General features: G+C 75.0%; 19 protein-coding genes and 2 pseudogenes. 8 read left to right on the forward strand and 13 right to left on the reverse strand.

The genetic code is table 11. The annotated features are described in order from the left end of the window. Window positions 1-11 precede the first annotated feature (11 nt). A complete protein-coding gene (locus tag ACFXDE_RS19550) occupies window positions 12-365 on the forward strand; it encodes a zinc ribbon domain-containing protein (RefSeq protein ID WP_380495874.1) in 354 nt (117 codons plus the stop codon). On the opposite strand, the gene ACFXDE_RS19555 is transcribed toward ACFXDE_RS19550, so the two are convergent. After that, a complete protein-coding gene (locus ACFXDE_RS19555) occupies window positions 301-1,170 on the reverse strand; it encodes a DUF1906 domain-containing protein (RefSeq protein WP_380495876.1) in 870 nt (289 codons plus the stop codon). The two genes, ACFXDE_RS19550 and ACFXDE_RS19555, sit on opposite strands and share 65 nt — an antisense overlap. Window positions 1,171-1,307: 137 nt before the next feature. Between ACFXDE_RS19555 and ACFXDE_RS19560 the strand changes: the two genes are divergently transcribed. Then, complete coding sequence (locus ACFXDE_RS19560; RefSeq protein ID WP_380495878.1) at window positions 1,308-2,138, forward strand: SAM-dependent methyltransferase; 831 nt, start codon at window positions 1,308-1,310, stop codon at window positions 2,136-2,138. A 107-nt stretch (window positions 2,139-2,245) separates the two neighbouring features. Here the strand turns inward: ACFXDE_RS19560 and ACFXDE_RS19565 are convergent. Together ACFXDE_RS19565 and ACFXDE_RS19570 are read right to left on the reverse strand one after the other, a co-directional pair. After that, window positions 2,246-3,890, reverse strand: a pseudogene (locus ACFXDE_RS19565) (IS200/IS605 family accessory protein TnpB-related protein). Between the two features lie 209 nt (window positions 3,891-4,099). Then, window positions 4,100-4,303 (reverse strand): annotated as a pseudogene (locus ACFXDE_RS19570) (response regulator transcription factor); the annotation flags it as partial. Between ACFXDE_RS19570 and ACFXDE_RS19575 the strand changes: the two are divergent. After that, a complete protein-coding gene (locus ACFXDE_RS19575; RefSeq protein ID WP_380495991.1) occupies window positions 4,209-4,781 on the forward strand; it encodes a hypothetical protein in 573 nt (190 codons plus the stop codon). The pseudogene ACFXDE_RS19570 and the gene ACFXDE_RS19575 sit on opposite strands and share 95 nt — an antisense overlap. Before the next feature lie 22 nt (window positions 4,782-4,803). On the opposite strand, the gene ACFXDE_RS19580 is transcribed toward ACFXDE_RS19575, so the two are convergent. From ACFXDE_RS19580 to ACFXDE_RS19625, 10 genes are all read right to left on the reverse strand, one after another. Continuing rightward, window positions 4,804-5,487 carry a formyltransferase family protein gene (locus ACFXDE_RS19580; RefSeq protein ID WP_380495880.1) on the reverse strand — a complete coding sequence of 228 codons (684 nt, stop codon included), beginning with the start codon at window positions 5,485-5,487 and terminating at the stop codon, window positions 4,804-4,806. Next, window positions 5,484-8,597 (reverse strand): non-ribosomal peptide synthetase, encoded by a 3,114-nt coding sequence (locus ACFXDE_RS19585; protein WP_380495882.1) that lies wholly within the window; start codon window positions 8,595-8,597, stop codon window positions 5,484-5,486. Before ACFXDE_RS19585 ends, ACFXDE_RS19580 begins: the two co-directional genes overlap by 4 nt. Next, window positions 8,594-9,631, reverse strand: coding sequence for an NAD-dependent epimerase/dehydratase family protein (locus ACFXDE_RS19590; protein WP_380495884.1), 1,038 nt, complete (start codon window positions 9,629-9,631; stop codon window positions 8,594-8,596). The genes ACFXDE_RS19585 and ACFXDE_RS19590 overlap by 4 nt, the downstream gene beginning before the upstream one ends. Further along, window positions 9,628-11,598: a fatty acid CoA ligase family protein gene (locus ACFXDE_RS19595; RefSeq protein ID WP_380495886.1), complete on the reverse strand. Its 1,971-nt coding sequence runs from the start codon at window positions 11,596-11,598 to the stop codon at window positions 9,628-9,630. The genes ACFXDE_RS19590 and ACFXDE_RS19595 overlap by 4 nt, the downstream gene beginning before the upstream one ends. Further along, window positions 11,595-12,629, reverse strand: a complete 1,035-nt coding sequence (locus ACFXDE_RS19600) for a hypothetical protein (protein ID WP_380495888.1) — start codon at window positions 12,627-12,629, stop codon at window positions 11,595-11,597. Before ACFXDE_RS19600 ends, ACFXDE_RS19595 begins: the two co-directional genes overlap by 4 nt. A 2-nt stretch (window positions 12,630-12,631) precedes the next feature. Continuing rightward, window positions 12,632-13,630, reverse strand: coding sequence for a 3-oxoacyl-ACP synthase III family protein (locus ACFXDE_RS19605; protein WP_380495890.1), 999 nt, complete (start codon window positions 13,628-13,630; stop codon window positions 12,632-12,634). A gap of 441 nt (window positions 13,631-14,071) precedes the next feature. Next, window positions 14,072-14,428 carry a hypothetical protein gene (locus ACFXDE_RS19610; RefSeq protein WP_380495892.1) on the reverse strand — a complete coding sequence of 119 codons (357 nt, stop codon included), beginning with the start codon at window positions 14,426-14,428 and terminating at the stop codon, window positions 14,072-14,074. A 13-nt stretch (window positions 14,429-14,441) separates the two neighbouring features. Beyond that, window positions 14,442-15,362 (reverse strand): hypothetical protein, encoded by a 921-nt coding sequence (locus tag ACFXDE_RS19615; protein WP_380495895.1) that lies wholly within the window; start codon window positions 15,360-15,362, stop codon window positions 14,442-14,444. Window positions 15,363-15,556: 194 nt separating this feature from the next. Next, a complete protein-coding gene (locus ACFXDE_RS19620; protein WP_380495897.1) occupies window positions 15,557-16,000 on the reverse strand; it encodes an SRPBCC family protein in 444 nt (147 codons plus the stop codon). A gap of 23 nt (window positions 16,001-16,023) precedes the next feature. After that, on the reverse strand, window positions 16,024-16,605 hold the full coding sequence (locus ACFXDE_RS19625) for a TetR/AcrR family transcriptional regulator (RefSeq protein ID WP_380495899.1): 582 nt from the start codon (window positions 16,603-16,605) through the stop codon (window positions 16,024-16,026). Window positions 16,606-16,729: 124 nt separating this feature from the next. Between ACFXDE_RS19625 and ACFXDE_RS19630 the strand changes: the two genes are divergently transcribed. From ACFXDE_RS19630 to ACFXDE_RS19650, 5 genes are all read left to right on the forward strand, one after another. Continuing rightward, complete coding sequence (locus ACFXDE_RS19630) at window positions 16,730-17,569, forward strand: carboxymuconolactone decarboxylase family protein (RefSeq protein WP_380495901.1); 840 nt, start codon at window positions 16,730-16,732, stop codon at window positions 17,567-17,569. Between the two features lie 22 nt (window positions 17,570-17,591). Beyond that, on the forward strand, window positions 17,592-18,173 hold the full coding sequence (locus tag ACFXDE_RS19635; RefSeq protein WP_380495903.1) for a hypothetical protein: 582 nt from the start codon (window positions 17,592-17,594) through the stop codon (window positions 18,171-18,173). Between the two features lie 122 nt (window positions 18,174-18,295). Then, a complete protein-coding gene (locus ACFXDE_RS19640) occupies window positions 18,296-18,814 on the forward strand; it encodes a universal stress protein (RefSeq protein ID WP_380440413.1) in 519 nt (172 codons plus the stop codon). Window positions 18,815-19,012: 198 nt separating this feature from the next. Then, complete coding sequence (locus tag ACFXDE_RS19645; RefSeq protein ID WP_380495905.1) at window positions 19,013-20,353, forward strand: hypothetical protein; 1,341 nt, start codon at window positions 19,013-19,015, stop codon at window positions 20,351-20,353. Window positions 20,354-20,542: 189 nt separating this feature from the next. Beyond that, window positions 20,543-21,217, forward strand: coding sequence for a cutinase family protein (locus ACFXDE_RS19650; protein WP_380440417.1), 675 nt, complete (start codon window positions 20,543-20,545; stop codon window positions 21,215-21,217). Window positions 21,218-21,343 lie beyond the last annotated feature (126 nt).

A 21,343-nucleotide genomic window follows, 5' to 3' on the forward strand; every position in this document is an offset into this window, starting at 1 on the left:
ATTAATCCCCGGTGGTTGGTGTCTGTGATTCCCCGTTCGGCATCACCGGGTGGGGGGGGCTTGCCGGCCGTCTGGGGGGTGCCGCCTCAGAGCCCCGCCCGGACGGCGGTCGGCTCGAAGTCACCGACCGCTGGTTCCCCAGCTCCAGGACGTGCTCCGACTGCCAGGCAGTGAAACCCGAACTGCCCCTGAGAGTACGGACCTTCCGCTGCGAACACTGCGGACCGGTCATCGACCGCGATGAGAACGCCGCACGTGCCCCGGCCCCGCTGCGACCGGGTTTTTCGCCGCCCGGCCCGCTCAGCCGTCCTCGCCCCGGAAGCCGCCCGCCACCGGGCCGTCGAGCTGGTCGGGGTCGATGCTGAGGGTCACGCCGCCGTAGGTCTCGTCGGCGCTGCCGCGGTACTGGTGGATGCGGTGGTGGCCGGTCCACAGGTCGTCGGGCAGGCCGGGCTGGCCGGTGGTGGTGGGGTTGCGGTCCCAGCGGGCGTACCAGAGGGCGTCGGGCAGGGGGGCGCGGCCGCTGCGGGCGGCGTCGACGATGTCGGCGATGCCGGAGTTCAGGCTGGAGTAGAAGCCGGACCGGTAGCCGGCGGCGTGCAGGGCCTCGGTCCAGCCGACGGTGAAGTCGACGACCGCGCGGCTGCACTCGGCGTCGTCGGCGGGGTAGGCCTCCATGTCGAGGTAGACGGGGCTGCCCGCGCCCAGGCCCAGTGCCCGCAGGGCCGCCGCGGCCTCGTCGGCTTCCTGCCCGCCCTGTTCCTCGGCCCGGGCCGGGTCGATCCGCAGCGGCTTGTCCGCACGTTCGGCGCACGGCGCCTGGAGCCCGACGTGCGTGGGCACCAGCTTCCAGCCCATCGCGCGGGCCTCGGTGACCCACTGCGGCGTCAGCCGGGGCTGCGCGCAGCCGCGCTGGCGGCCGCTGCTGTAGATGTTCACCGCGCCGTACGGCGAGGCGGTGCGCCACACGGACAGGGCCTCCAGCGGCGGGGCCGTGCAGGCGTCGAACCCGGCGCCGGTGAACCGGTACTCCGGCAGCGGTGTGGCGAGAGGAGACGGGCGGGAGACCGACGGTGCCGCGGCTGCCACGGGGGCGAGCCCGTGGGCGGTGCCGGGGAGCATGAGGAGCACGGCCGCCGCGGGGAGCGCGGCCAGGGACGGAAGGCGCATCCACCCGTCCTAGCGGCCCGCCGGGCATCCGCTGCGTCACCGGGCCGACGCGCCGCGCCCGTTCACCCGCAATCGGGACACCGCCGGGGCCGAAAAGGCCCCGGAGCGGCTCCGGGCGGGCGGCTAGATTGCGCGGTATGACCTCCGATACTCCCCAGGCCCTGAGCCCGGTGTCCCGCACCGCGCTGTCCGTCGCCAGGGTGCGCGCCTACGAGAGCGCCCGGCCCGACGCGCTGTTCGTCGACCCGTACGCCACCGCGTTCATCACCGCCGCCGGAGTGGAGCCGGCCGCCTCCCGTCCCGGGCTCAGCGGGCTGGCCAAGGGCCTAGTCGCGCACGGCATCCTGCGCACCCGCTTCTACGACGACCGTCTCCTCGCGGCCGCCGCGGACGGGGCGGAGCAGGTCGTGCTGCTCGCGGCGGGCCTCGACACGCGCGCCTACCGGCTCGACTGGCCGGCCGGCACCCGGGTGTTCGAGCTCGACCTGGACCCGGTGCTGGACTTCAAGCAGAAGGTCCTGGACGACGCGGGCGCCGTACCCGTCGGCCACCGCACCGCCCTGCCGGCCGACCTGCTGGACCCGCGCTGGCCCGAGCGCCTGGTCGCGGCGGGCTTCGACCCGGCGCGGCGCTCGGCGTGGCTCGCGGAGGGACTGCTGGTCTACTTCACGGCCGAGGAGGCGGCCGGCCTGTTCACGGCCGTCGCCGCCCTGGCGGCCCCGGGCAGCCGGCTGCTGCTGGAGCGGGGCCGGGACGTGAGCCGCACCCCGCACGACCCGGCGCTCGCCCACGTCACCAGCCTGTGGCGCGGCGGCCTGGGCCCCGACACCCACCACTGGCTCGACCGGCACGGCTGGACGGCCGGACTCACCGCCCTGGACCAGATCGCGGACGCCTACGGCCGCCCCCTGTCCGGGCCGTCCACCGGGGGCTTCATCGAGGCGGTGCGCCAGCACACGGCCGGCTGACCCGACTGACCCGGCTCCCCGGCCCGCACGCCCGGCGCGCGCCACCCGCCCCGCGCCGGGGGAGCGGTGGTTCGCCGGACCGGGCCCGAACGGTGCGCCTACCGTTCCTATTCAGTGAGCAGGAGTGAGTCTTGGACCCACGGTTGGTCACTGCGCGCATCCCGAACGGTTCTGGGTGCGCTGGTCGCCCGCGTTCTCGTGGTCCTCGTTCGGGCGCGTGGCTCTTGGCTACGGTCCGTGGCGGGGTGGCGGGTTTCCTCATGCCCCCGGTCGCCTGGTCCGGCCTGGGCGGTCCGATGCCCGCGACGATCACTCCGGTCGTCGTGGGGCGGTGCCGTCCGTCGCCGGATCGGGTGTCCGAGGGCGCGTCGTCCGATCGCGATGCTCGCGGCATCGTGTCGGGTGGTTGTGCGGGTGGGAGTGGCGAGTGGCTTCTGCCAGTGCTGTGCGCCCCACAGGGAGGTGTAGGCGGGGTCCACGGCGACGATGACCAGGTCAAGCTCGGCGGCCATGGAGACGAGCCGGGCACGGAGTTTGCCGGTGGGGATGCCGGAGACGAGCTGCCGGAACCGCTTGCGGCGGCCGTGCTTCTCGCGGGTGGTCTCGGCGGTGAAGTCCAGGCTCTCCAGGCCGATCGCCGTGACACCGCAGCGCTCGGGCCCAGTGGAGGAGTTGGGTGATGGCGTGCCGGATCTGGGCGTCGCGGTGGGTGGCGGTGCCGGACAGGTCGTAGGGGAAACGGTGGGGCTCGCCGACCGGGTTGCCGTGGACATCCAGCTGCCAGCACGCGAAGTGGTCGGCGTTGGTGTCCACCCCGACCATCCCGGCCGCACGGGCCGCGGACAACGGCATGGTCTGCACGACCGGCCGGGTCCAGGAGGCGTCCAGGTACCAGCGGCCCCGGGACACGTCCAGGTGGATGCGGTACGCCACCGCCCGGTTGCCCTCGATCCGGTCGGCCCACTCCTGCCCCCGGTGCGGGAATGTCACCTTCGCGGCCAGCACGTACCGGCCATGTGGGGCGTTAGCCAGGTCGGCCAGCGGGGCGGGCAGCCTGATCGACACTTCGCCGTCGGGGGTGACGCGGATCGTCTCGTTCCCGAACCGCTTTCCGGACTCCCCGTCAGCCGACAGGAACCAGCGCGCCGTCTCCCAGCGTTCCCGCCATTCCTGCTCGGTGAGCTGCGCGGCAGCGAGGTTGTGCCGGGTGCCCAGCAGCCTCCGGCCGCCGCGCACCACATGCACGACGCCGTTGTCGCGGTCGGCCGCGACCTGTTCGCGGCGCTCCTCAAGGATCGCCAGGCGACGGGTCTTGACGAACCACTCGCGCTTGGAGCGGTATCCGCCGGGGGACCGCTTGGTGCCCTTCTCTCCGACCGGCAGGGACAGCCGGTGGCAGATCGTGCGGATTCCGGTGTCCAGGGAGTCCAGGTGCGCGGCCTGCCCCCGGCGCGACAGCGCCCACTGATCGTGCGTGGCCTTCGTGATCGAGCCCGCCCAGCGCGACGACGACTGCACGGTCAGGTCCCGCTTGCGCGCGGCCCACGTCTGGTTGCTGTGCTCCAGACCGTCAGCGCACCGGGCCTTGAGGTCACGCGACGCCAGCGAACCGAGGTGCTCGCCGACCAGCCGCAACACCCTCTCGTCCTCGGGAGTGAGGCCCTTGAGCCGGTCACGGACCGTCACACCCGACGGGCCGAGCGAAACGAACGGCACGTCGATCCGCCGCAGCGGCTTCCCCGGCCCGGTCACGCCACTCCCCTCTCCGTCAGCGCCACCACCCTGGCACACGCCACCGACAGTCACTTCACCGATCCAACAAGCCATGATCGAAAACAAGCCTGTGGACACCCATGCGCACGAAAACGACCTCGATCCCCAGCAGTTCACACCCCCTCGCCCCCGGAGGGTTCCGTCAGGCCGCCCGGCGTGCCGGGGCCTGCCGCCGGGAGGGGCGGATGTCAGTCGAAGAGGCGGCGGTGGTGGGCCAGGGCGGCGGCCTCGGTGCGGGAGGTGACGGCGAGTTTGGCGAGGATGTTGGAGACGTGGACGCCGGCGGTCTTGGCGGAGATGAACAGGGCCTCGCCGATGGCGCGGTTGCTGTGGCCCTCGGCGACCAGGCGCAGCACGTCCGTCTCGCGCGGGGTCAGGCCCAGGCCCTGGGCGCCTTCGGGGGCGGTGGTGGTCAGGCGGTGGCGGGCGGACCCCGAACGCCAGCGCCTGCTCGACGAGTTCGCGGCGTCGCTGGGCCCCGCGGAGTTCGGTGAGCTGCTGGACGGCGCGTGCACGCTCGTGTACATGTACATGAGCTGGATGCGGACGGTCTGCGAGGAGCACGACAAGGACGTCGTCGAGCACATCGTGCCGACCCTCGTCTCGACGATGCGGATGATGCCGAGGACGTTCCGCCCCGAGGTCGTCCCCATGATGGCCGGCCTGCTGATCGCCGCGGGCAGCGGCCTGAGCCCCAACCTCTGGCGCGCGCAGTACGGGCCCTGGACGGACGCCGAGATGAACCCGCTGGAGGCGACGGTCGCCCTGCTCGCCGAGCACGTCAACCGGATGTCCGGCGGCGACCAGGACTTCGCGATCCGGCTGATCACCGACGCCCTGTCCAGGGCGGAGGGCGAGGACGAGGAGTGAGGGCCGCCCCCGCCCCTCGCCGTCAGCCCAGGGCTTCGGCGAGTTCGGGGAGGTAGCCGGCGAGGAAGCCCAGGTCGGTGGCGCGGGCGTACTCGGGATGCTCGCGCCAAAGGGGGAGGCGGGCCAGCGCCGTGCGGCCGTAGTAGCCGCCGTCCCCCGCCCCCACGGAGGCACCGGGGTCGCCGGGCCAGTCGGGGTCGGCCGCGGCGAGCGGCAGGCACCGCTCGAAGAGCCGGTGGCAGACCTGCAGGCCCCGGCGCATCACCACGTGGTACGGCTCGTCGGCGCCGATCGGGTAGGGCTCGCGGGCCAGGACGGGGCCGGTGTCGATGCCCTCGTCGACGCGGTGGAGCGTGGCGGCGAACTCCGCCTCGCCGCCCAGCATCGCGTACACCAGGGCGACTTCGGGCATCCCGCGGTAGGCCGGGAGGGGGCCGTGGTGGACGTTGAGGACGCGCAGGCCGGTGGACAGCACGGGGGCGCGGAAGATCATCCGGTTGTTGACCGACCAGACCAGCCCGTCCGTGCAGGCCGCCGTCAGCTCGTCCGCGACCGTGTTGACGTCCGCGGCGGCGAGGTGGCGGACGCCGGGCGGTGCCGCGCCGCCGTCCGTGGCCGGGCCGCAGACCAGGTCCACCGGCAGTCCGCTGTCCAGGGTGTGCCGTACGGCGCGCCACAGCAGCGCGCCCTCGCCGACGAAGATCATGCCTCGCTCCGTACGGTGTCGACGGCGGTGACGACGCGGCCCAGGGTGAGCCCGTCGCCGAGCGGTCCGAGCCGGTCCAGCAGCCGCCGTTCGGCCGAGCCGCCGGGCAGCTGCCCGCCGAGCAGTTCCTCGCCGAGGGCCGACAGCATCTCCAGCACGGCGAGCGAATCGCCGCCCAGCGCGTGGAAGTCGGAGGAGTCGTCGAGGGACGCGGCCTCGCAGCGCAGGACGCGCGACCAGATCCGCGCGGTCACGGCCGCCACGCCCCGGTCGTCGCCCGGCCCTGCCGGTGCGGTGGCGTCGCCGAAGGGGTCCGGCAGCGCCTTGCGGTCGGTCTTGCCGCTGGCGGTCTCCGGCAGCGCGGGCAGGACGCGCACCACCGTGGGCACCAGGTGCGGCGGCAGCGTCCGGGCCAGCTCGGCCCGGACGGCGCCCTCGTCGAAGGCGGCGGCGCAGGCGCCCCGGGCGAGGACGACGAACGCGCACAGGGCCCGCACGTCCCCGGTCCGGCCGCGGGCGACCACGGCGGCCTGGGCGATGTCCGCCAGTGCGGTCAGCGCCGTCTCGACCTCGGCCGGCTCCACCCGGTGGCCGCGGATCTTCACCTGGTCGTCGACGCGGCCCGCGTACTCCAGCTGCCCGTCGGGCAGGCGCAGCACGAGGTCGCCGGTCCGGTAGGCGCGGCGGCCGTCGGGCAGGAGGACGAAGCGTTCGGCGGTGAGGTCGGGGCGGCCGAGGTAGCCGCGGGCGAGCTGTGCGCCGGTGACGTACAGCTCGCCGGGCCGGCCGTCGGGGACTTCGCGCCGTTGGTCGTCCAGCACGCTCACGCCGGTGCGGTGCACGGGGACGCCGATCGGCGCCGAGCCGCGGGTGATGCCGTCCTCGACGACGGCGACGGTGCAGGCGAGCGTGGCCTCGGTGGGGCCGTAGGCGTTGACGATGAGGCAGTGCGGGCCGAAGTCCTCGCGCGCCCGGCGGGCGGTGGCCGCGGTGAGGTTCTCCCCGCCGAGCTGCAGGGCGCGGATGCCGGCCGGGCGGATGCCGAGGCGGGCGGCGAGGCCGAGGTGGGTGGGGGTGAGCGACAGGGTGTTGGCGAGCCGGCCCTCGTACATGTCGCGGAGCTTGAGGTGGTCGAGCTCGCCGGGCACCGGCACGACCGCGCCGCCGTGCAGCAGCGGCGGGAAGATCTGCATCAGGGACAGGTCGAAGCCGGGGGAGAAGGAGTAGGCGGCGCGGGTGCGTTCGTCGCAGCGCATGAGCGGGGCCAGCCAGCCGACGGCGTTGACCAGGCTCCGGTGCTCGACCTGCACGCCCTTGGGGCGGCCGGTGGAGCCGGAGGTGTAGATGACGTAGGCGAGGTCGTCCGGGCCCGGCGCGGCGGTGGCGACCGTCTCGCGCGCCTGCTCGTCGAGCATGCCGTCCGCCGTGCTCTCCAAGGGAATCGACGTTCCGTCGAAGTCCTCGGCGAGGCCCGCCCGGGCGGCCTCCGTGAGGCAGTACCGGGCCCGCGCGTCGCCCAGCAGCTCCGCGACGCGGCGCGCCGGGTTGCGGACGTCGACGGGCAGGAACGCCGCGCCCGCCTTGAGGACGCCCCACACGCCCGCGAGCCCGTACGCCGTGCGGTCGGCGAGGAGCCCGACGACCTCGCCGCGCCGCACGCCCCGCGCGAGCAGTGCGGCGCAGACGGCGTCCGAGCGCCGGTCGAGTTCGTCGTACGACCAGTGCGCGCAGTCGCCGGTCACCGCGGTGGCCTGCGGGGAGCGGGCGGCCTGTGCGCGGAACAGCTGGACGACGGTGGTGTCCAGCGGCGGCAGCCCCTCGGGGCCCGGGGCGAGGAGCCGTTCGGCGGCTCCCGGCTGCAACTGCCTTGGAGCAGTGGCCGGTTCGCCGGTCGTGAGCGCCTCGGCGATGCGGTCGATCAGCGCGTCGCAGCGCTCGCCCACGTCCGCGGCGCCCCGGGCGGAGACCACCAGCTCGGTGTGGCCGGGCAGTTCGAGCAGCACGACGCTGAACGGCACCAGGGGCGCGTGGACGGGCAGCGCGTAGGCGGTCGTCGCGGTGAAGGCGGCGGTGCCGAACTCCGCGGGGTCCAGCCGGCCGGCGTGCGAGACGATCGCCGAGGCGAGGTGGCGGTGCCGGGCCAGTTCCGCGGCCCTGGAGGCGCGGACGAGGGCGGCGGCCGCCGGCAGCGGGAGCCGGGCGAGCGCCGCCTCGGTGCCGGTGGCCAGTTCCCGCCGCTCGGCGAGGGCGTCCAGCAGCCGGCGGTGGACGGTGTCCGGGTCCTGGCCGGGCGGCACGTCGAGGAACACGGGCAGGGTGAGGTTGGCCGTGGCGGACGCGGCCCGCACGTGCCGGCGCAGGTCGACCGGCACCATGATCCGGGCCGGGGCGCCGACGGCCCCGGCGAGCGCCGCAGAGACCCGCGCGGCCGCCGCCGGGGCCCGGCCCGGCACGGTCCGCCGGCGCCACACGGCGACCGGGCCCGCCGGGCCGCCCAGCGGCGAGCGCTGGTCGAGCCCGAGGCGGGGGCGCTGCCCGTTGCGGCCGAGCGCGGCCAGCAGCCGGTGGTCGGTCAGCGGGTCCGCGGCGTCCTGCGCGGGCTCGCCCCGCAGGGCGCGGAAGACCTCGGCGGCCCAGGTCTGCAGGCCCTTGAGGTCCATCACCGCGTGTGCGGCGCGGAAGACCACGGTGGTCGGCTCGTCGGCGGGTTCTCCGGCGGCTTCCCCGGCGGCTTCTCCGGCGGCTTTCCCGGTGAGGAGCAGTACCTCGCAGGCCGGGGAGTCCTCGGCCTGCGCCAGGTGGCCGGTCAGCTCGGGCAGTCCGGTGAGCGCGGCGCGGTCGAAGGCGGGCGCGTCGACGGCCACGACCCTGGCCGGCACCCCGCTGTCGTGCCACGTCCGCCCGCGCCGCACGACCCGAGAGCCGGGGCAGGCCCGCGAGGCCCGTGCCACGGCCCCGGCCAGTGCCCGGGCGTCGATCCGCCCGGCGCCCTCGACCACGAGCTGGATCACCATCAGCTCGCCGAGGCGCGCGGCGGCGAGGTAGGACCACTCGGTGGGTGAGACGGGCCGCCGGAAGGCGGAGGCGGCGGCCGTGTTGTGCGCGATCAAGGCTTCACCTTCCTGGTGAACTCGTCGACGCCGCCGATCTCCTCGATCCAGGCGGCCAGCCGGGCCATCCCGGTCGCGTGGTCCACCACCGGCGCGCCCAGGTCGCGGCGCGCTGCCGAGGTGTCGTACGTGGCGGACCGGGTCAGCAGGGCCAGCGAGTAGCGGGACAGGGGCGGGGAGGTGCGTTCGGCGAGCGGGGGCAGCTTCCAGAGCAGGTCCGCGGCGAAGGCAGCGGCCTTCAGCGCCGGGAGGGGGACCCGTTTGGTCGGGGGCGTGCCGCCGAAGCGTTCGGCGAGGGCGGCCAGGGTGCTCCACACCTCCACCGGCTCCGGGTCCGCGACGAAGTAGGCCCGGCCGCCCACCCCGGGGGCCCGGGCGGCGCGCACGCTCGCCGCGGCGGCGTTGTCGCAGTGGCACAGCGAGGCGAGGACGGGCCGGCCGCCGGAGAGGTCGGGCAGGCGCCCGGCCATCATCTTCGCCAGCAGGCGCGGCATGAACCCGGAGTGGTCGCGCGGGCCCCACACGGCGCGCGGGCGCAGCGCGACGGTGGTGAAGTCCGGCCGGTCGGCGGCCAGGACGAGGCGTTCGGCGGCGGCCTTGGTCTCCGAGTACAGGTTGAGGAAGCGCCGCGGGTAGGGCTCGCTCTCGTCGATGCCGAGCCGGTCGCCGTCGCGCACGCCCATCAGCGCGCTGGGGCTGCCGATGAAGACGAACCGCCGGGCCCCGGCGTCGCGGGCGGCGGTCATCAGCCGCCGGGTGCCGTCGACGTTCTCGGCGTAGAACCGGGCCCGGGTGCCCCGGTCGGTGACCCGGGCGGCGCTGTGGTGCACCGCGTCGACGCCGTCCGCCGCCGCCCTGAGCGAGGCCTGGTCCCGCAGGTCGCCGAAGGCGAACTCGACGCCCGCCACGGTGCGCAGGTGGCCGAGGTCGCTGCCCTCGCGCACCAGCACGCGGACCTCGTCGCCCGCCCGCAGGCAGGCGTCGACGATGTGGCTGCCCAGGAACCCGGACGCGCCCGTCACCAGGACCTTCACGACGCGCCGCCCTTCGCGCCGCCGCGGGCCCGGCGCCACCACGTCGCCCCGAAGAGCATGGTGAGGGCGGCGGTGGCCGACGGCCTGCGGGCGGTGGCGCGTTCCTGCTCGGCCCGCAGCGCGGCCGGTATCTGCGCCGCGTGGACGACGACGCTCAGGAAGGCGTCCACCCACCACAGCGCGGTGAGCACCGGGTGCTCCCAGGGCAGCAGCGGCCACGCGGCCAGGTACGCCCAGCCGGCCAGCGGCACCGCGCGCAGCGCCAGGTCCGCGGCGCCGGGGCGCGGGCCGCCGGTGAGCCGGTCCTCGGCCCAGCCGGCCAGCAGCTCCCGGCGGATCTTGGCGTTGTGGCGCACGTCCACCGGGAACGCCGGGTGCACCAGGAAGTCCGCGACGGGCTTCGTCATCGGGTGGTCCGCCCCGAGGGCGCGCAGCTCCTCCTCGATGCGCGGCCACTGCTCCCGGCCGGTGCCCGGCGCCAGCTCCACGCACAGCACCGGCCGCCGGCGCCCGCGCGGCCCGACGCCGACCAGCGCGGTGCGCCGCACCCGCGGGTGGGCGTTGAAGACGCCCTCGCAGCGCACCGTGTGCAGGTCGCCCTCGGGGGTCCGCACCCGCTGGCTCTTGCGCCCGCAGAACCAGATCCGGCCCTGCTCGTCGATCCATCCGACGTCACCGGTGCGGTGCCAGCGGGTGTCACCGTCCTGGATCTTGTGGTCGGCGTCGGCCCGCTCCGCGCGGAAGTAGCGGGGGCTGACGGCCCGTCCGCTCACCACGATCTCGCCCATCTCGCCGGGGGGCACGGCCAGGCCGGGCGTCCAGCGGGGCAGCGGGTCGTCGCCGATCGCGACGGTGCGCACCGCCATGCCCGGCGCCGGGCGGCCCAGGCAGACGCCCAGTCCGGCGGCCGGCCCGTCCGCGGCGTCGGCGAGGGCCTCGCGGCTCTCCAGCAGCGCCATGGGCAGGGCCTCGGTCGCCCCGTAGGTGCTGAACACGCGTGCCTCGCCGGGCAGGACGGCGCGCAGCCCGGCCAGCAGCGCGGGGCTCACCGGGGCGCCGCCGGAGATGACCAGGCGCAGCGAGGGCACCGGGGCGCCGGTCGCGGCCAGGTGGGCGGCGAGCGGGGCCAGCAGTGCGGGGGAGGCGAACATCGCGTCCACCCCGAAGCGCCGCACGGCGTCGGCCAGCGACGCGGGGTCGGCGGCGCCGACCCGGGCCATGTCCATCCTCGGCACGACCACGGTGCGCCCGGCCACCAGGTCGAACACGCCCATGAGCGGCATGGTGACCAGAGTGGTCCGTTCGGCGTCCGTGAAGTGGGCCTCCTCGCTGCCCCGTGCCATCGCCAGCAGCATGCCGACGGTGACCTCGACCGGCTTGGCCGGGCCGGTGCTGCCGGTGGTGTAGCCGATGAGCGCGAGGTCGTCCGGGCCGGTGGGCGCGGGGGCCAGCGGGGGCCGGCCGGCGCCGGCGGCGATCAGCCTGCGCAGCGCGGTGCCGTCCGGGCCGCCCACCGTGACGGAGCTGCGCACGCCGGCGAAGGCGCGCGGGCGCAGCCGGCGCAGCACCTGGGCCTTCGGGACGCCGATGAAGGCCTCCACGCGCACGCGCCGCAGGCAGTCGAGCATGCGCTCCAGGCCCATGCCGGGGTCGACGACGACGGGGACGGCGCCCACGTGCAGCATGGCGAGGACGAGCGTCAGCAGGTCGCCGCCGGGCGGCACCAGCAGGGCGGTGCGGGTGCCGCGGCGGATGCCGTGTGCCTCCAGGCCGGCGGCGCAGGCCGCGACGGTGGCGGCGAGTTCGGCGTAGCCGACGGTGGTGTAGGCGGCGCGGCCGTCCGCTTCGGTGCGGTCCGCGTCGGGGTGGACGAGCGCGGCCGTGTCGGGGGTGCGGGCGGCGTGGTCGGCGAACAGCCGTGCGGGGGAGGCGTGTTGGTCGCGGGAGAGGGAGGGGGCGGGCGTCATCGGACGGTCCCCCCGTCGCCGCTGCCGGTACCGCTGCCGCTGCCGGTACTGTCGCCGCTGCCGTCGACGCCGTCCGTGCCGGGGGCGGTCAGGCGGTAGAGCGAGGCCGCCGAGGTGAGCCCGGCGCCGACGGCGAGGAAGAGCACCTGGTCGTGTCCGGCGAGCCGGCCGGTGTCCAGGGCCTGGAGGTAGCCGTGGACGAGCGCGGAGGTGTGCGGGTCGCCGTGGACGCCCTCGACGGTGACGGCGGCGTCGGCGGCCAGGCCCAGGCGCTTGGCCAGGCGGGCGGCGAACCCGGGTGAGGGCTGCGAGGTGACGAGCAGGGTGCGGTCGAGGGCGAGGCGGGCCCGGGCGGCGTCGGGGCCGCCGTCGGTGCCGCCGTCGGTGCCGTTCTCGGTGCTCAGGACGGTGCGCACGGAGTCGGCGGCGAGGTCCAGCATGCGGTCCAGGGCGTCGTCGTCGCGGTCCACGACGATGCTGGTGCGTCCGTCGGCGCCGACGTCGGGCAGCGGCAGGTAGCCGTTGACCCCGTGCCCGCCGGGCAGGGAGCGGTGGTGCACCCGGCCGAAGCCGGGTCCGTCGTCGGTGCGTTCGAGCAGCAGGGCCGCCCCGGTGCTCGCGTACGGGAAGGCGGGCGTGCCGGCGCGGGAGGCGTCCGACGACGGGTGGGTGTCGGCGCAGACCACCATGACCCGGCGGGCGCCGCCGGTGGCGAGCAGGGCGTCGGCCGCCTGGACGGCGTTGAGCACGCCGCAGGCGCCGTTCATCAGGTCGAAGGAGAACGCGGCCCGCCGCTCGGGGGAGCGGAGGTAGTCGAGGTTGATGCCCAGGCGCTTCTGGATGAGCGCCGCGACGGACGGCTCGACGATGTTGGAGTCGCGGTAGACGCCGACGTTGATCAGGACGTCGACGTCGCCGGGGGCGAGCCCGGCCCGCTCCAGGCAGGCGCGGCCGGCCGCGGCCGCGTGGCCGATGGAGCTGCCGGAGCCGTCGGCCGGGGCGAGCGCGGCCGAGGTTATGACGGTGGCCATGGTCACACCTTCAGGGAGGAGACGGTCGCGGACAGGAAGCCGGTGACGACACCGGAGGCCGCGGGCACCATCAGCACCTTCGAGCCGTCGGGTATGCGGCCCTCGGCGAGGGCCTGGTGCAGCACCAGGTAGTGCGAGGTGGTGGCGGTGTTCGCCAGCCGGTCGACGACCGACAGGGACGGCGGCATGGGCGTGCCGAAGCGGCTCGCGCCGGTGGCGTTCATGAAGTCCACGAACCGGGTGCCGACCTGGTGCTGGATGACGAAGTCGTAGCCCTCGTCGGCGAATTGACGCCCCTGCTCGGCGAGTTTGTCCCCGTGGAAGGCCGGCCACAGCGAGAGCCGGTCCTCGGCGTGCATCTCCTTGTTGTTGGTGTACATGGCCATGCCGCCGGTGCCGTCGCTGGGCATGCCGAGGCACAGGTGCGAGTACTCCGAACACGTCATCAGCTCGATGTCGTGGATCACGTCGCGGTCGTCGGTCGCGCGGTCCATCACCAGCGCGACGGCGGAGTCCCCGACGGACATCGACGCGAACTGGGGGTCCCTGCTGTCCTCCATCTCGCGCGCGGCGGTGAAGGCGATGGGGGTGATCTGCTCCCCGCTCAGGACCAGGCCGTTGCGCACGGTGCCGGCGCGGATCATCCGGTCCAGCAGGAGGACGCCGGTCATCATGCCGGCGCAGGCGTTGGAGACGTCGAAGCGCAGGGCGTGGTGCGCGCCGATCTCCTCGGCGATGCGGTGCGCGAAGGAGGGCTCGAACTGCAGGCGTCCGCCGTCGGCCATGCGGCTGATGGAGCAGGAGATCACGGCGTCGATGCCGTCCGGCGCGTGGCGGGAGCGTTCCAGGCAGTCCCGGGCGGCGGCCACGGCCATCGTCAGGCTGTCCTCGGGGTCGTGCGCGGTGTCGTCCGCCACCCGCCGCTCCGTCGTCCCGGTGATCTTCACGAGGTCGAACTCCGGCGCCTTCTCCAGGCGGCCGAGGAGTTCCCCGGTGCTCATCACCGTCGTGGGGAGGTAGGCCCCGATGGCTTCTAACCGAGTCTTGTTCACGACACCCTTCTTTCTTTCCAGCGCGGGTCCGGCTGATTAAAGGCACGTAAAATCACGCGAGGTGATTCGGCATCACCCCGCGACGACCTTCATGCACGCCTGAACCCGATGTGCCCATGGCTACTTCGCGGACTTCTCCCAGGTCAGGGGAGTGCCGCTACGTGACGCGAGCGCGCCAATCACCGTCGGAGACTATCGCATTACTCAAAGCGACCGGGCCTCATGGGCATGTGACGATCGCCACCCGCTATTTCCGGCCGCGTTCGCGCGGGGGCACAACCATCCTCTCTGTACGGATGGTTGTGGCCGTCCGATGGCCGATCCGAAGGGCGGGACGGGTGATCCGGAAGGGACCATGGCCCTCTTTTTCCCGGATATCCCGCCCCGCCGCTATCGCGCGAGGTCCTGACGGACCGTCGCGAGGACCTCGGGGTCCAGGTTCCCCGCGCCCTGGTCGAGCAGCCACCGCTCCAGTTGCCGCCCGGGGTCCCGCAGGCGGCGCGGCGGTCCGTCCGGGTCGTGCAGGGTCACCAGTCCGCCGGACACGACGATCTCGGCGGCGGTGGCGTCGTCGTCCGGGCCGGTCCGTACCCGCAGTCCCCGGTAACCGAGCCCGTCCCGTGGCCGCGCGCCGGCGCCCGCCGGCGCCAGCGCCTCGATCCGGCGCGCCAACTCGCCTGCCGCGGCGGGCTCCAGGGGGAAGCGGGGGTTGGGCCGCCCGCTGTAGAGGTCCACCTCGACGATCACCCGTGACCGCCCGTCAGCGGATCCGCTGCCGCTGGCTGTTGCACCCGTAGAAGTAGCCGCAGAAGATCGTGTAGGGCCCGCGGTCGGCGGTCTCCGGGTTGTAGATCACGTTCCCGCTGTTGTCGTAGTTGCGGGCCGCCGTCCCGCCCGGCTTGTGGCCCCAGAAGCCCTCCTTCTGCTTGCGGTACCAGTGGAAGTCGCCGCCGCCGGGGATGACGACCAGGGCGACGAGGTAGCGCGGCTTCTCGCCGTCGGGGAAGCAGTCGAACCGGTGGTGCATGCCGTCGCAGAGCGCCGCGCGGGTCACCTCGGCGCAGTCGATCCGCGTGTACATGCTGCCGCAGCCGCGTCCGGGCTGCGCGAAGGTGTTCGTGCGCCAGTTGCTGGCGTAGTTGTAGCAGTTGTTGTTGGCCTGGACGGTGGGGTCGTTGTTCCAGAACCCGGGGTTGAACGCGCCGAGCTCGATCGTGCAGGTGACCGCGGGGCGCTCCTCGCGCGCGCCGCCGGCCGGCTCGACCCCGTCCTGCGCGGAGATCCCGCTGCTGCCCGACAGCTGCCCGAGCAGGAACTCCCGGAAGGACGCGTCGAGCGGCGGCGTCGCTCCGGCGAACGTGTCGGGGGCCTGGCTCCAGTCCGCGATGGTGATCAGCCGCTCGGCGACCTCCGCGACGCGCCCGGCGGGAGCCTGCGGTCCCACCGGGACGTAGAGGCGCGAGTCCACGTCGAAGTCGCGCGCGAGCCCGTCGTCGAAGGTCTCCAGCCAGAACCCGCGCAGGCCCAGACCGCCCGTCAGCGGTTCGGAGGGCCGGGAGCCGGTGAACAGGCTCCGGTCCCGCGTCAACTCCCGCAGGGCCGCACGCGCCTGCGCCTCATCGGTGATGTCCGCGACGGGGTCGGGTCGGCCGGAGTAGACGTCGGCGGTGATTCTCAGCATGCGTCCGGGTCTCCTTGAGCGAGGAGTGGCTTGGGGCTTCGGGCGGCGACGGCGAAGCGCCCGCCGCCCGGCCAGGTGCAGCCGTTTCTACACGTCCCGTCACGGGCCGGAACCCCGCCGCGCGGCGGCCCGGGCCGATGTCGTCCCAGCGGTTCAACGCCGCACGGGCACGCGCACGGTGGGGCCGGGAGGCCTCACCCCGCGGCCGGGGCGAGCAGGTGGTCCAGCACCCGCCCGAACACGGCCCGCCCGGCGGCGGCCACCAGCGGGTCGAACAGGCGGGGCAGGCCGGCGATCCGCAGCTCCTCCTCCCACACGGCCTCGCTGCCCGCGCCCAGCGCGCGCACCCGCAGCTCGGCGTGGCCGCGCACCACGCGCCCGCGCTTCTCCAGCCGGCACACCCCGGGCCGCACGCCATCGGGTGCGTCCAGCGCGACGATCTCCATGGGATCGTCAAAACGCAGCGGCCCCAGGCCGGTTCGCGCCAGGACGACGTCCCCCACCGCCCGCCCGCTGCCCCGCACCGCCCCCACCCGGGTGAACGGCACCCGGTCCCCGTGCCGGGGCCAGTCGGTGAGCCGCGCCCAGCACTCCTGCGGCGGCAGCGGTGAGCGGCGGGTCAGGACGAATCGGGCCATTCCGCCACTCTAGTGGGCGGGCGTCAGGCCGGGCGCAGGCCTTCCAGGACCGGTGTGACGAGCAGGGGGCTGCGCAGGGTCTCCTCGGGGCCGGCGCCCAGGAGGACGCGGTAGTAGACCGGGGCGTAGAGGATGTCGACCATCGTGCGGGTGGGCAGGTCGGCGCGGAGCTGGCCGGCGGCGACGGCGGTGTCGAGGCGGCGCACGCACCGCTCGATGCGGGGTTCGAGGAAGGTGGCGCGCAGGGCGGCGGCCAGGGCGGGGTCGCTCTGGGCCTCGGCGATGATGCCGCGGTAGAGCGTGCCGGTGTCGCCGGTGAGCATGGCGGCCACGGCGGTGAGCTGGGCGGTGAGGTCGGCGGCGACGTCCCCGGTGTCGGGGAAGTCCATCGAGTCGCCGATCCGGTCGTTGACGGCGTCCAGGGCGATCGCGCCCTTGGAGGGCCACCAGCGGTAGATGGTCGGCTTGCCGACGCCCGCGGTCGCGGCGACGGCCTCGATGGTGGTCTTGCCGTACCCCTTGGCCGCGGCCACCTCGAAGACGGCGTCCAGGACGGCACGGCGGGCGCGTTCGCTACGGCGTTCGGGGTTCGGCTGGGGGCTCATGGCCGGGAGTCTAGCCCAGACGTGACGTTACGTTTCGTTTTGACAGTCGGCGCGGGACCGCTCTAGCCTCATCGACGTTACGAAACGTTTCGTAACGCCAATCCGGAATCCCAAGGAGTCCGCCGTGACCGCTCCCGCCGCTCCCGCCTCCCCGTCCGCCGACCGCCACGCCCGCGGGCTGGCTCTCCTGCACGAGGTCGCCGGCCCCGAGGGCGCCGGAGTCCTGGACGGCCTCGCCGGCATCGCCCCCGACCTCGCCCGGCTGACCGTCGAGTTCGGCTACGGCGACGTCTACGCCCGCCCCGGCCTCACCCTCGCCCAGCGCCAGCTCGTCAACGTCGCCGCCCTCACCGCCCTCGGCACCGCGGCCCCGCAGCTGCGCTTCCACATCGACGGCGCCCTCAATGTCGGCGTCGAGCCGTCCGCGATCGTCGAGACGGTCCTCCACGTGGCCGTCTACGCCGGCTTTCCGGCGGCGCTCAATGGCATCGCCGTGGCGAAGGCCGCCTTCGCCGCCCGGCCGGGGCTCGACTTCACCCCCGTCCGCAGCGAGGCCGACGGCGCGGAGACGCTGCGCGAGCGGCACGAGCGCGGGCTCGCCGCGCTGGAGCGGGTCGACGGGGAGGCCGGGGAGCGCGTCGTCGCCTCGCTCGCGGACATCGCCCCCGCCCTGGCCGACCACATCGTCGACTTCGCCTTCGCCGACGTCTACTCCCGCCCCGCCCTCGACCTGAAGACCCGTGAACTGGCCACCGTGGCCGCCTGCACCGCGCTCGGCACCGCAGGACCGCAGCTGCGGGTCCACCTGCACGGCCTGCTCAACGTCGGCGGCACCCGGCAGGAGGCGGTCGAGACGATCACCCAGATGGCCGTCTACGCGGGCTTCCCGGCCGCGCTCAACGGGATCGCGGCCGCCCGCGAGGTGTTCGCCGAGCGCGACGCGGCGGGCCGGACGGGGGAGTAGGCGCCCGACGTAGCCTGCGGGCATGGCGATCAACGGCTTCGGCGCGACCGAGTTCCAGCTGGTGCTGCTGCGCAGGATGGCCGACTACCGACCCGACCTGGTCGAGGACGCGGTCCGGCGGCTCGGGGCCACCCGGGCCGGGATGCGCGAGGCGAACAAGCGCTGGCAGGCGATGGTCCGCGCGCCCGGTTTCCCGCGCGGCGCCGCCCGCTACGCCGCCGTCCTCGGACCGCCCGGGGCGAGCGTGGCGCGGCCGATCGGGGACCTCGCCTGCACTGCGCGGCAGTGGGAGCTGCCGCTCTGGCCCGGCCTGCGCTTCGAGATCCTGCTCGGCCCGGCCGACGCCGGCGCCCCGCTGCTCAACGAGTGGCTGGTGCGCGCCGCCGGCACCCCGGCGCCCGAGCTGCGCACCCCCGCCGACCTGGCGCCCTGGAGCTGCGTGGTCGGCGACGTCGCCACCGCCTTCCCGCCCGCCGTGCCGCGCGAGGGCAGCGCCCCCACCCGCTTCCAGCTGGACTTCGGCGTCCCGGACCAGGACGGGCGGGTGCGCGCGTACACCGCGGACTTCACCTGGGGGCTGCTCCAGGAGGTGCGGGAAGCGTGAAGGGCATGACCGGGAGATGAAAGGAAGGATTCAGTTTATACCTTGCATTTGCAGGTCTATGCGGGACTGTGTCAATGTAATCGCAGACATCAAGCGGGATTGACACGGGAAAGCGAAGGATCATGTCGTACGGCGCACGCGTCATCGTCGGAGTGAACGGCTCGCTGCACAGCCTGACCGCCCTGCACCGCGCGGCGGCCGAGGCCCGGGCCCGGGGCGCCGTCCTCGTGCCGGTGCTCGCCTGGACCCCCGTCGGCGGCGAGCGCAACTACCGTGCGCAGCCCTGCCCGCCGCTGCTGCGCGAGTGGGAGGACGCCGCCCGCACCCGCCTGGACCGCGCGCTGGAGGAGGCCTTCGGCGGCCTGCCGATCGGCGTGCCGGTGGAGCCGATGGTGGTCCGCGGTCAGGCCGGGCCCGTCCTGACCGGGCTGGCCGAGCGCCCGGGCGACCTGCTGGTGGTCAGCACCGGCCGCCAGGGCGGCGCGCGCGGCAGGCTGCGCCGGCTGCTGCCCGGCTCCGTCACCCGCCACTGCCTCAACCGGGCGCGCTGCGGCGTGCTCGCCGTGCCGCCGTCCGGTCTGCTCGACGACCTGCGCGCCCTGCACCGCGGCATCGACCTGCGCGAGCTCGTCGCCGCCTGACGGGCTCCGCGCCCCCCGGCGGGTGTCGTGCCGGGGGAACTCCGCGCCCGGCATGCTCCGCCCCGCCCGGCATGCTCCGCGCCCGGCATGCTCCGCGCCCGGGATGCTCCGCGCCTAGGATGGGGAGCGGTTCCCGGAGCCGGGGTTCCCCCACCCGCGAGCCGGTGTGGCCCCGGCTCCTGCGAGGTTCGTCCCGCCATGGCGCATCCCCTCACGTTGCTGCGGACGGCGATGGGCGTGTCCCAGGCCGAGTACGCCGGTCTGGTGGCCCGGGCCCACGCCGACCTGGGCTTGGGGCAGATGGCCGCCCGCCGGGAGAAGGTGTCGCGCTGGGAGGCGGGGCGGATCGTCCCCGAGCGCTCCGCCCAGCTCGCCATGGCGCGCATCCACGGCGTCCCGGCCGGCGAGGTCCGCCGCCTCGGCTGGCCGCACTGGCTGCACCTGGCGGGAGCGGAGGCGGCCGAGGCCGGCACCGGCACGCCCCACGACGGCCGGCGGCCGTCCGCGGAGGACCGCTGGTCCGCCTTCGCCCTGCAGGGCCCCGCACTCGCCGCCCGGCTCACGCGCACACTGGCCCTGCTCGGCGCCGCCGGGCCCGGATCCGGCCGCGCCCCGGGCCGCGAGGGCCCGCCCCTGCGCGAGGAGCGCCTGCAGTGGACCGAGGCCAGGACGACCGCCCTCGAACAGCACGAGAACGGCACGCTCGTCCCGCTGGGCGCGCTGTACGCCGCCGCGCTCGCCGAACACCGCCTGGCCGTCCACCTGGTGACCACCACCGGCTACGACGGGCCCACCGCCCGCCGGCTCCTGCGGCTCGTCTCCCGCACGGCCCTGGTCTGCGCGTGGCTCGCCAGCACCCTCGGCCAGGAGCCCAGGGCCGAGCGCCACAACCTCGCCGCCGTCCGCGCGGCCGCCGCCGCGGGGGACACCGGGTGCGTGTCGGCCGCCCTCGCGCAGCTCGCCAACCGTCACATCATCGCCGGTGACGCGGCCGACGCCCTGGCCGTCGTGCGGGCCGCCCGCCTCGCCGACCCGCACCCCGCGCCGGGCGGATCGGCCGGGCTCCACCTCAAGGAGGCGATCGCCCTGGCCCGCCTGGGGGAGGGCGAGGCCTGCGCGCGGGCGCTGGACCGGGCGGAAGCCGTGGCCGGCACCCCCGACGACCGCCACCCGCCCGACCCCTCCGCCGAGTTCGACCTGCACGAGCGCTACCTGCCCGTCGCCCGCGCCACCGCCTGGCTCCACCTCGGCCGGCCCCGCCGGGCCCAGCCGTACTTCGGCCCGCTGACGCACCCCCGGCCCCCGGCGTCCGCCGCCCCGCCGTCCCCCTACACGGCCCTGGCCCTGCTGTACACACTCGACGCGCACCTCGCCCTCGGCGAGCTGGGTCCCGCCGCCACCACCGTCCACCACGCCATCGACGTCACCGGGGTCCTCCCGCCCGGCATCGCCCTGCGCTACCGCGAACGGCTGGCCCCGCACCGGCACGAGCCCCTCATCGCCGGGGCCCTCGACCACCTGGCGGACGGCGCTCCCTGACGGACCGGCGTTCTCTGGCGGACCGGCACCTCCCCGCGCCGGGAGCTGTACGAACGACCGTCCACCACGCGCTTCATCGCGATGTCATCGCCCGCTGTCACTGTCGTCCGGACACCTCGGCCGACCGCCCAGCGCACCGCACCACACCGGAGAGCGGACGCGTCGGCCCACTGCGTGGGGAGAAATCGAATGCGAGCACGAAAGATCGCGGCCGCGGCGGCCGGACTCCTGATGACCACCGGGCTGACGGCGGCCCAGGGCACCGTGGCCCAGGCCGCCACGACGCGCGTGACCGCTCCGTGCGAGGGCACCTACACGATCGTCGTCGGCGGCACCGGCAGCAAGTGGTGGGACGACGGCTTCCGCGGCAACATCCAGCAGCACGTCGGGTATCCCACCGACATCCCCAACGGCGCGAGCACGCGCGCGGGCGTCAACGAGCTGAACCGGCTGGTGCGCGACCAGCGCGCCGCGTGTCCGGGCCAGCACGTCAAGATGGCCGGGTACTCCCTGGGCGCCGGGGTCGTGCACGTCTGGGTCAGCGAGAACTGGCGGACCTTCGACAACGTCAACGCCATCCTCGTCTCGGACCCCAAGCGCCAGGGCCCGCCCGGGGCCAACGGCGGGGCGGTGCCGTTCGGCGGCCTCATCGGCTACCCGCTCGCCGGCGCCGACCGCAACTTCGGCAACGTGCCGGTCAAGACGATCTGCAACTGGGACTACGTCTGCGACGAGTCGGCCGGCATCTGGACCTACCCGGCCAACCACGTCAACAACTACAACGTGGACCGCGACATGGACCACCACAACGACAGCGCCAACGAGGAGTGGTACAACGGCGTCTGGCACCCCGCCTCCTGGTAGGCGCGCGGACGCGCACGGCACGCACCACCCTTCGGGCCCCCCGGCGTCCCCCGGGCGGGCGCCCCCCGGCCCCGGGGTTGAGCGCCCCACCCACTCGGGTCCGGGTTGAGACACAGGCAGGGGGAC

The sequence above is a fragment of the Kitasatospora sp. NPDC059408 genome (assembly GCF_042751525.1).
GTDB lineage: Bacteria > Actinomycetota > Actinomycetes > Streptomycetales > Streptomycetaceae > Kitasatospora.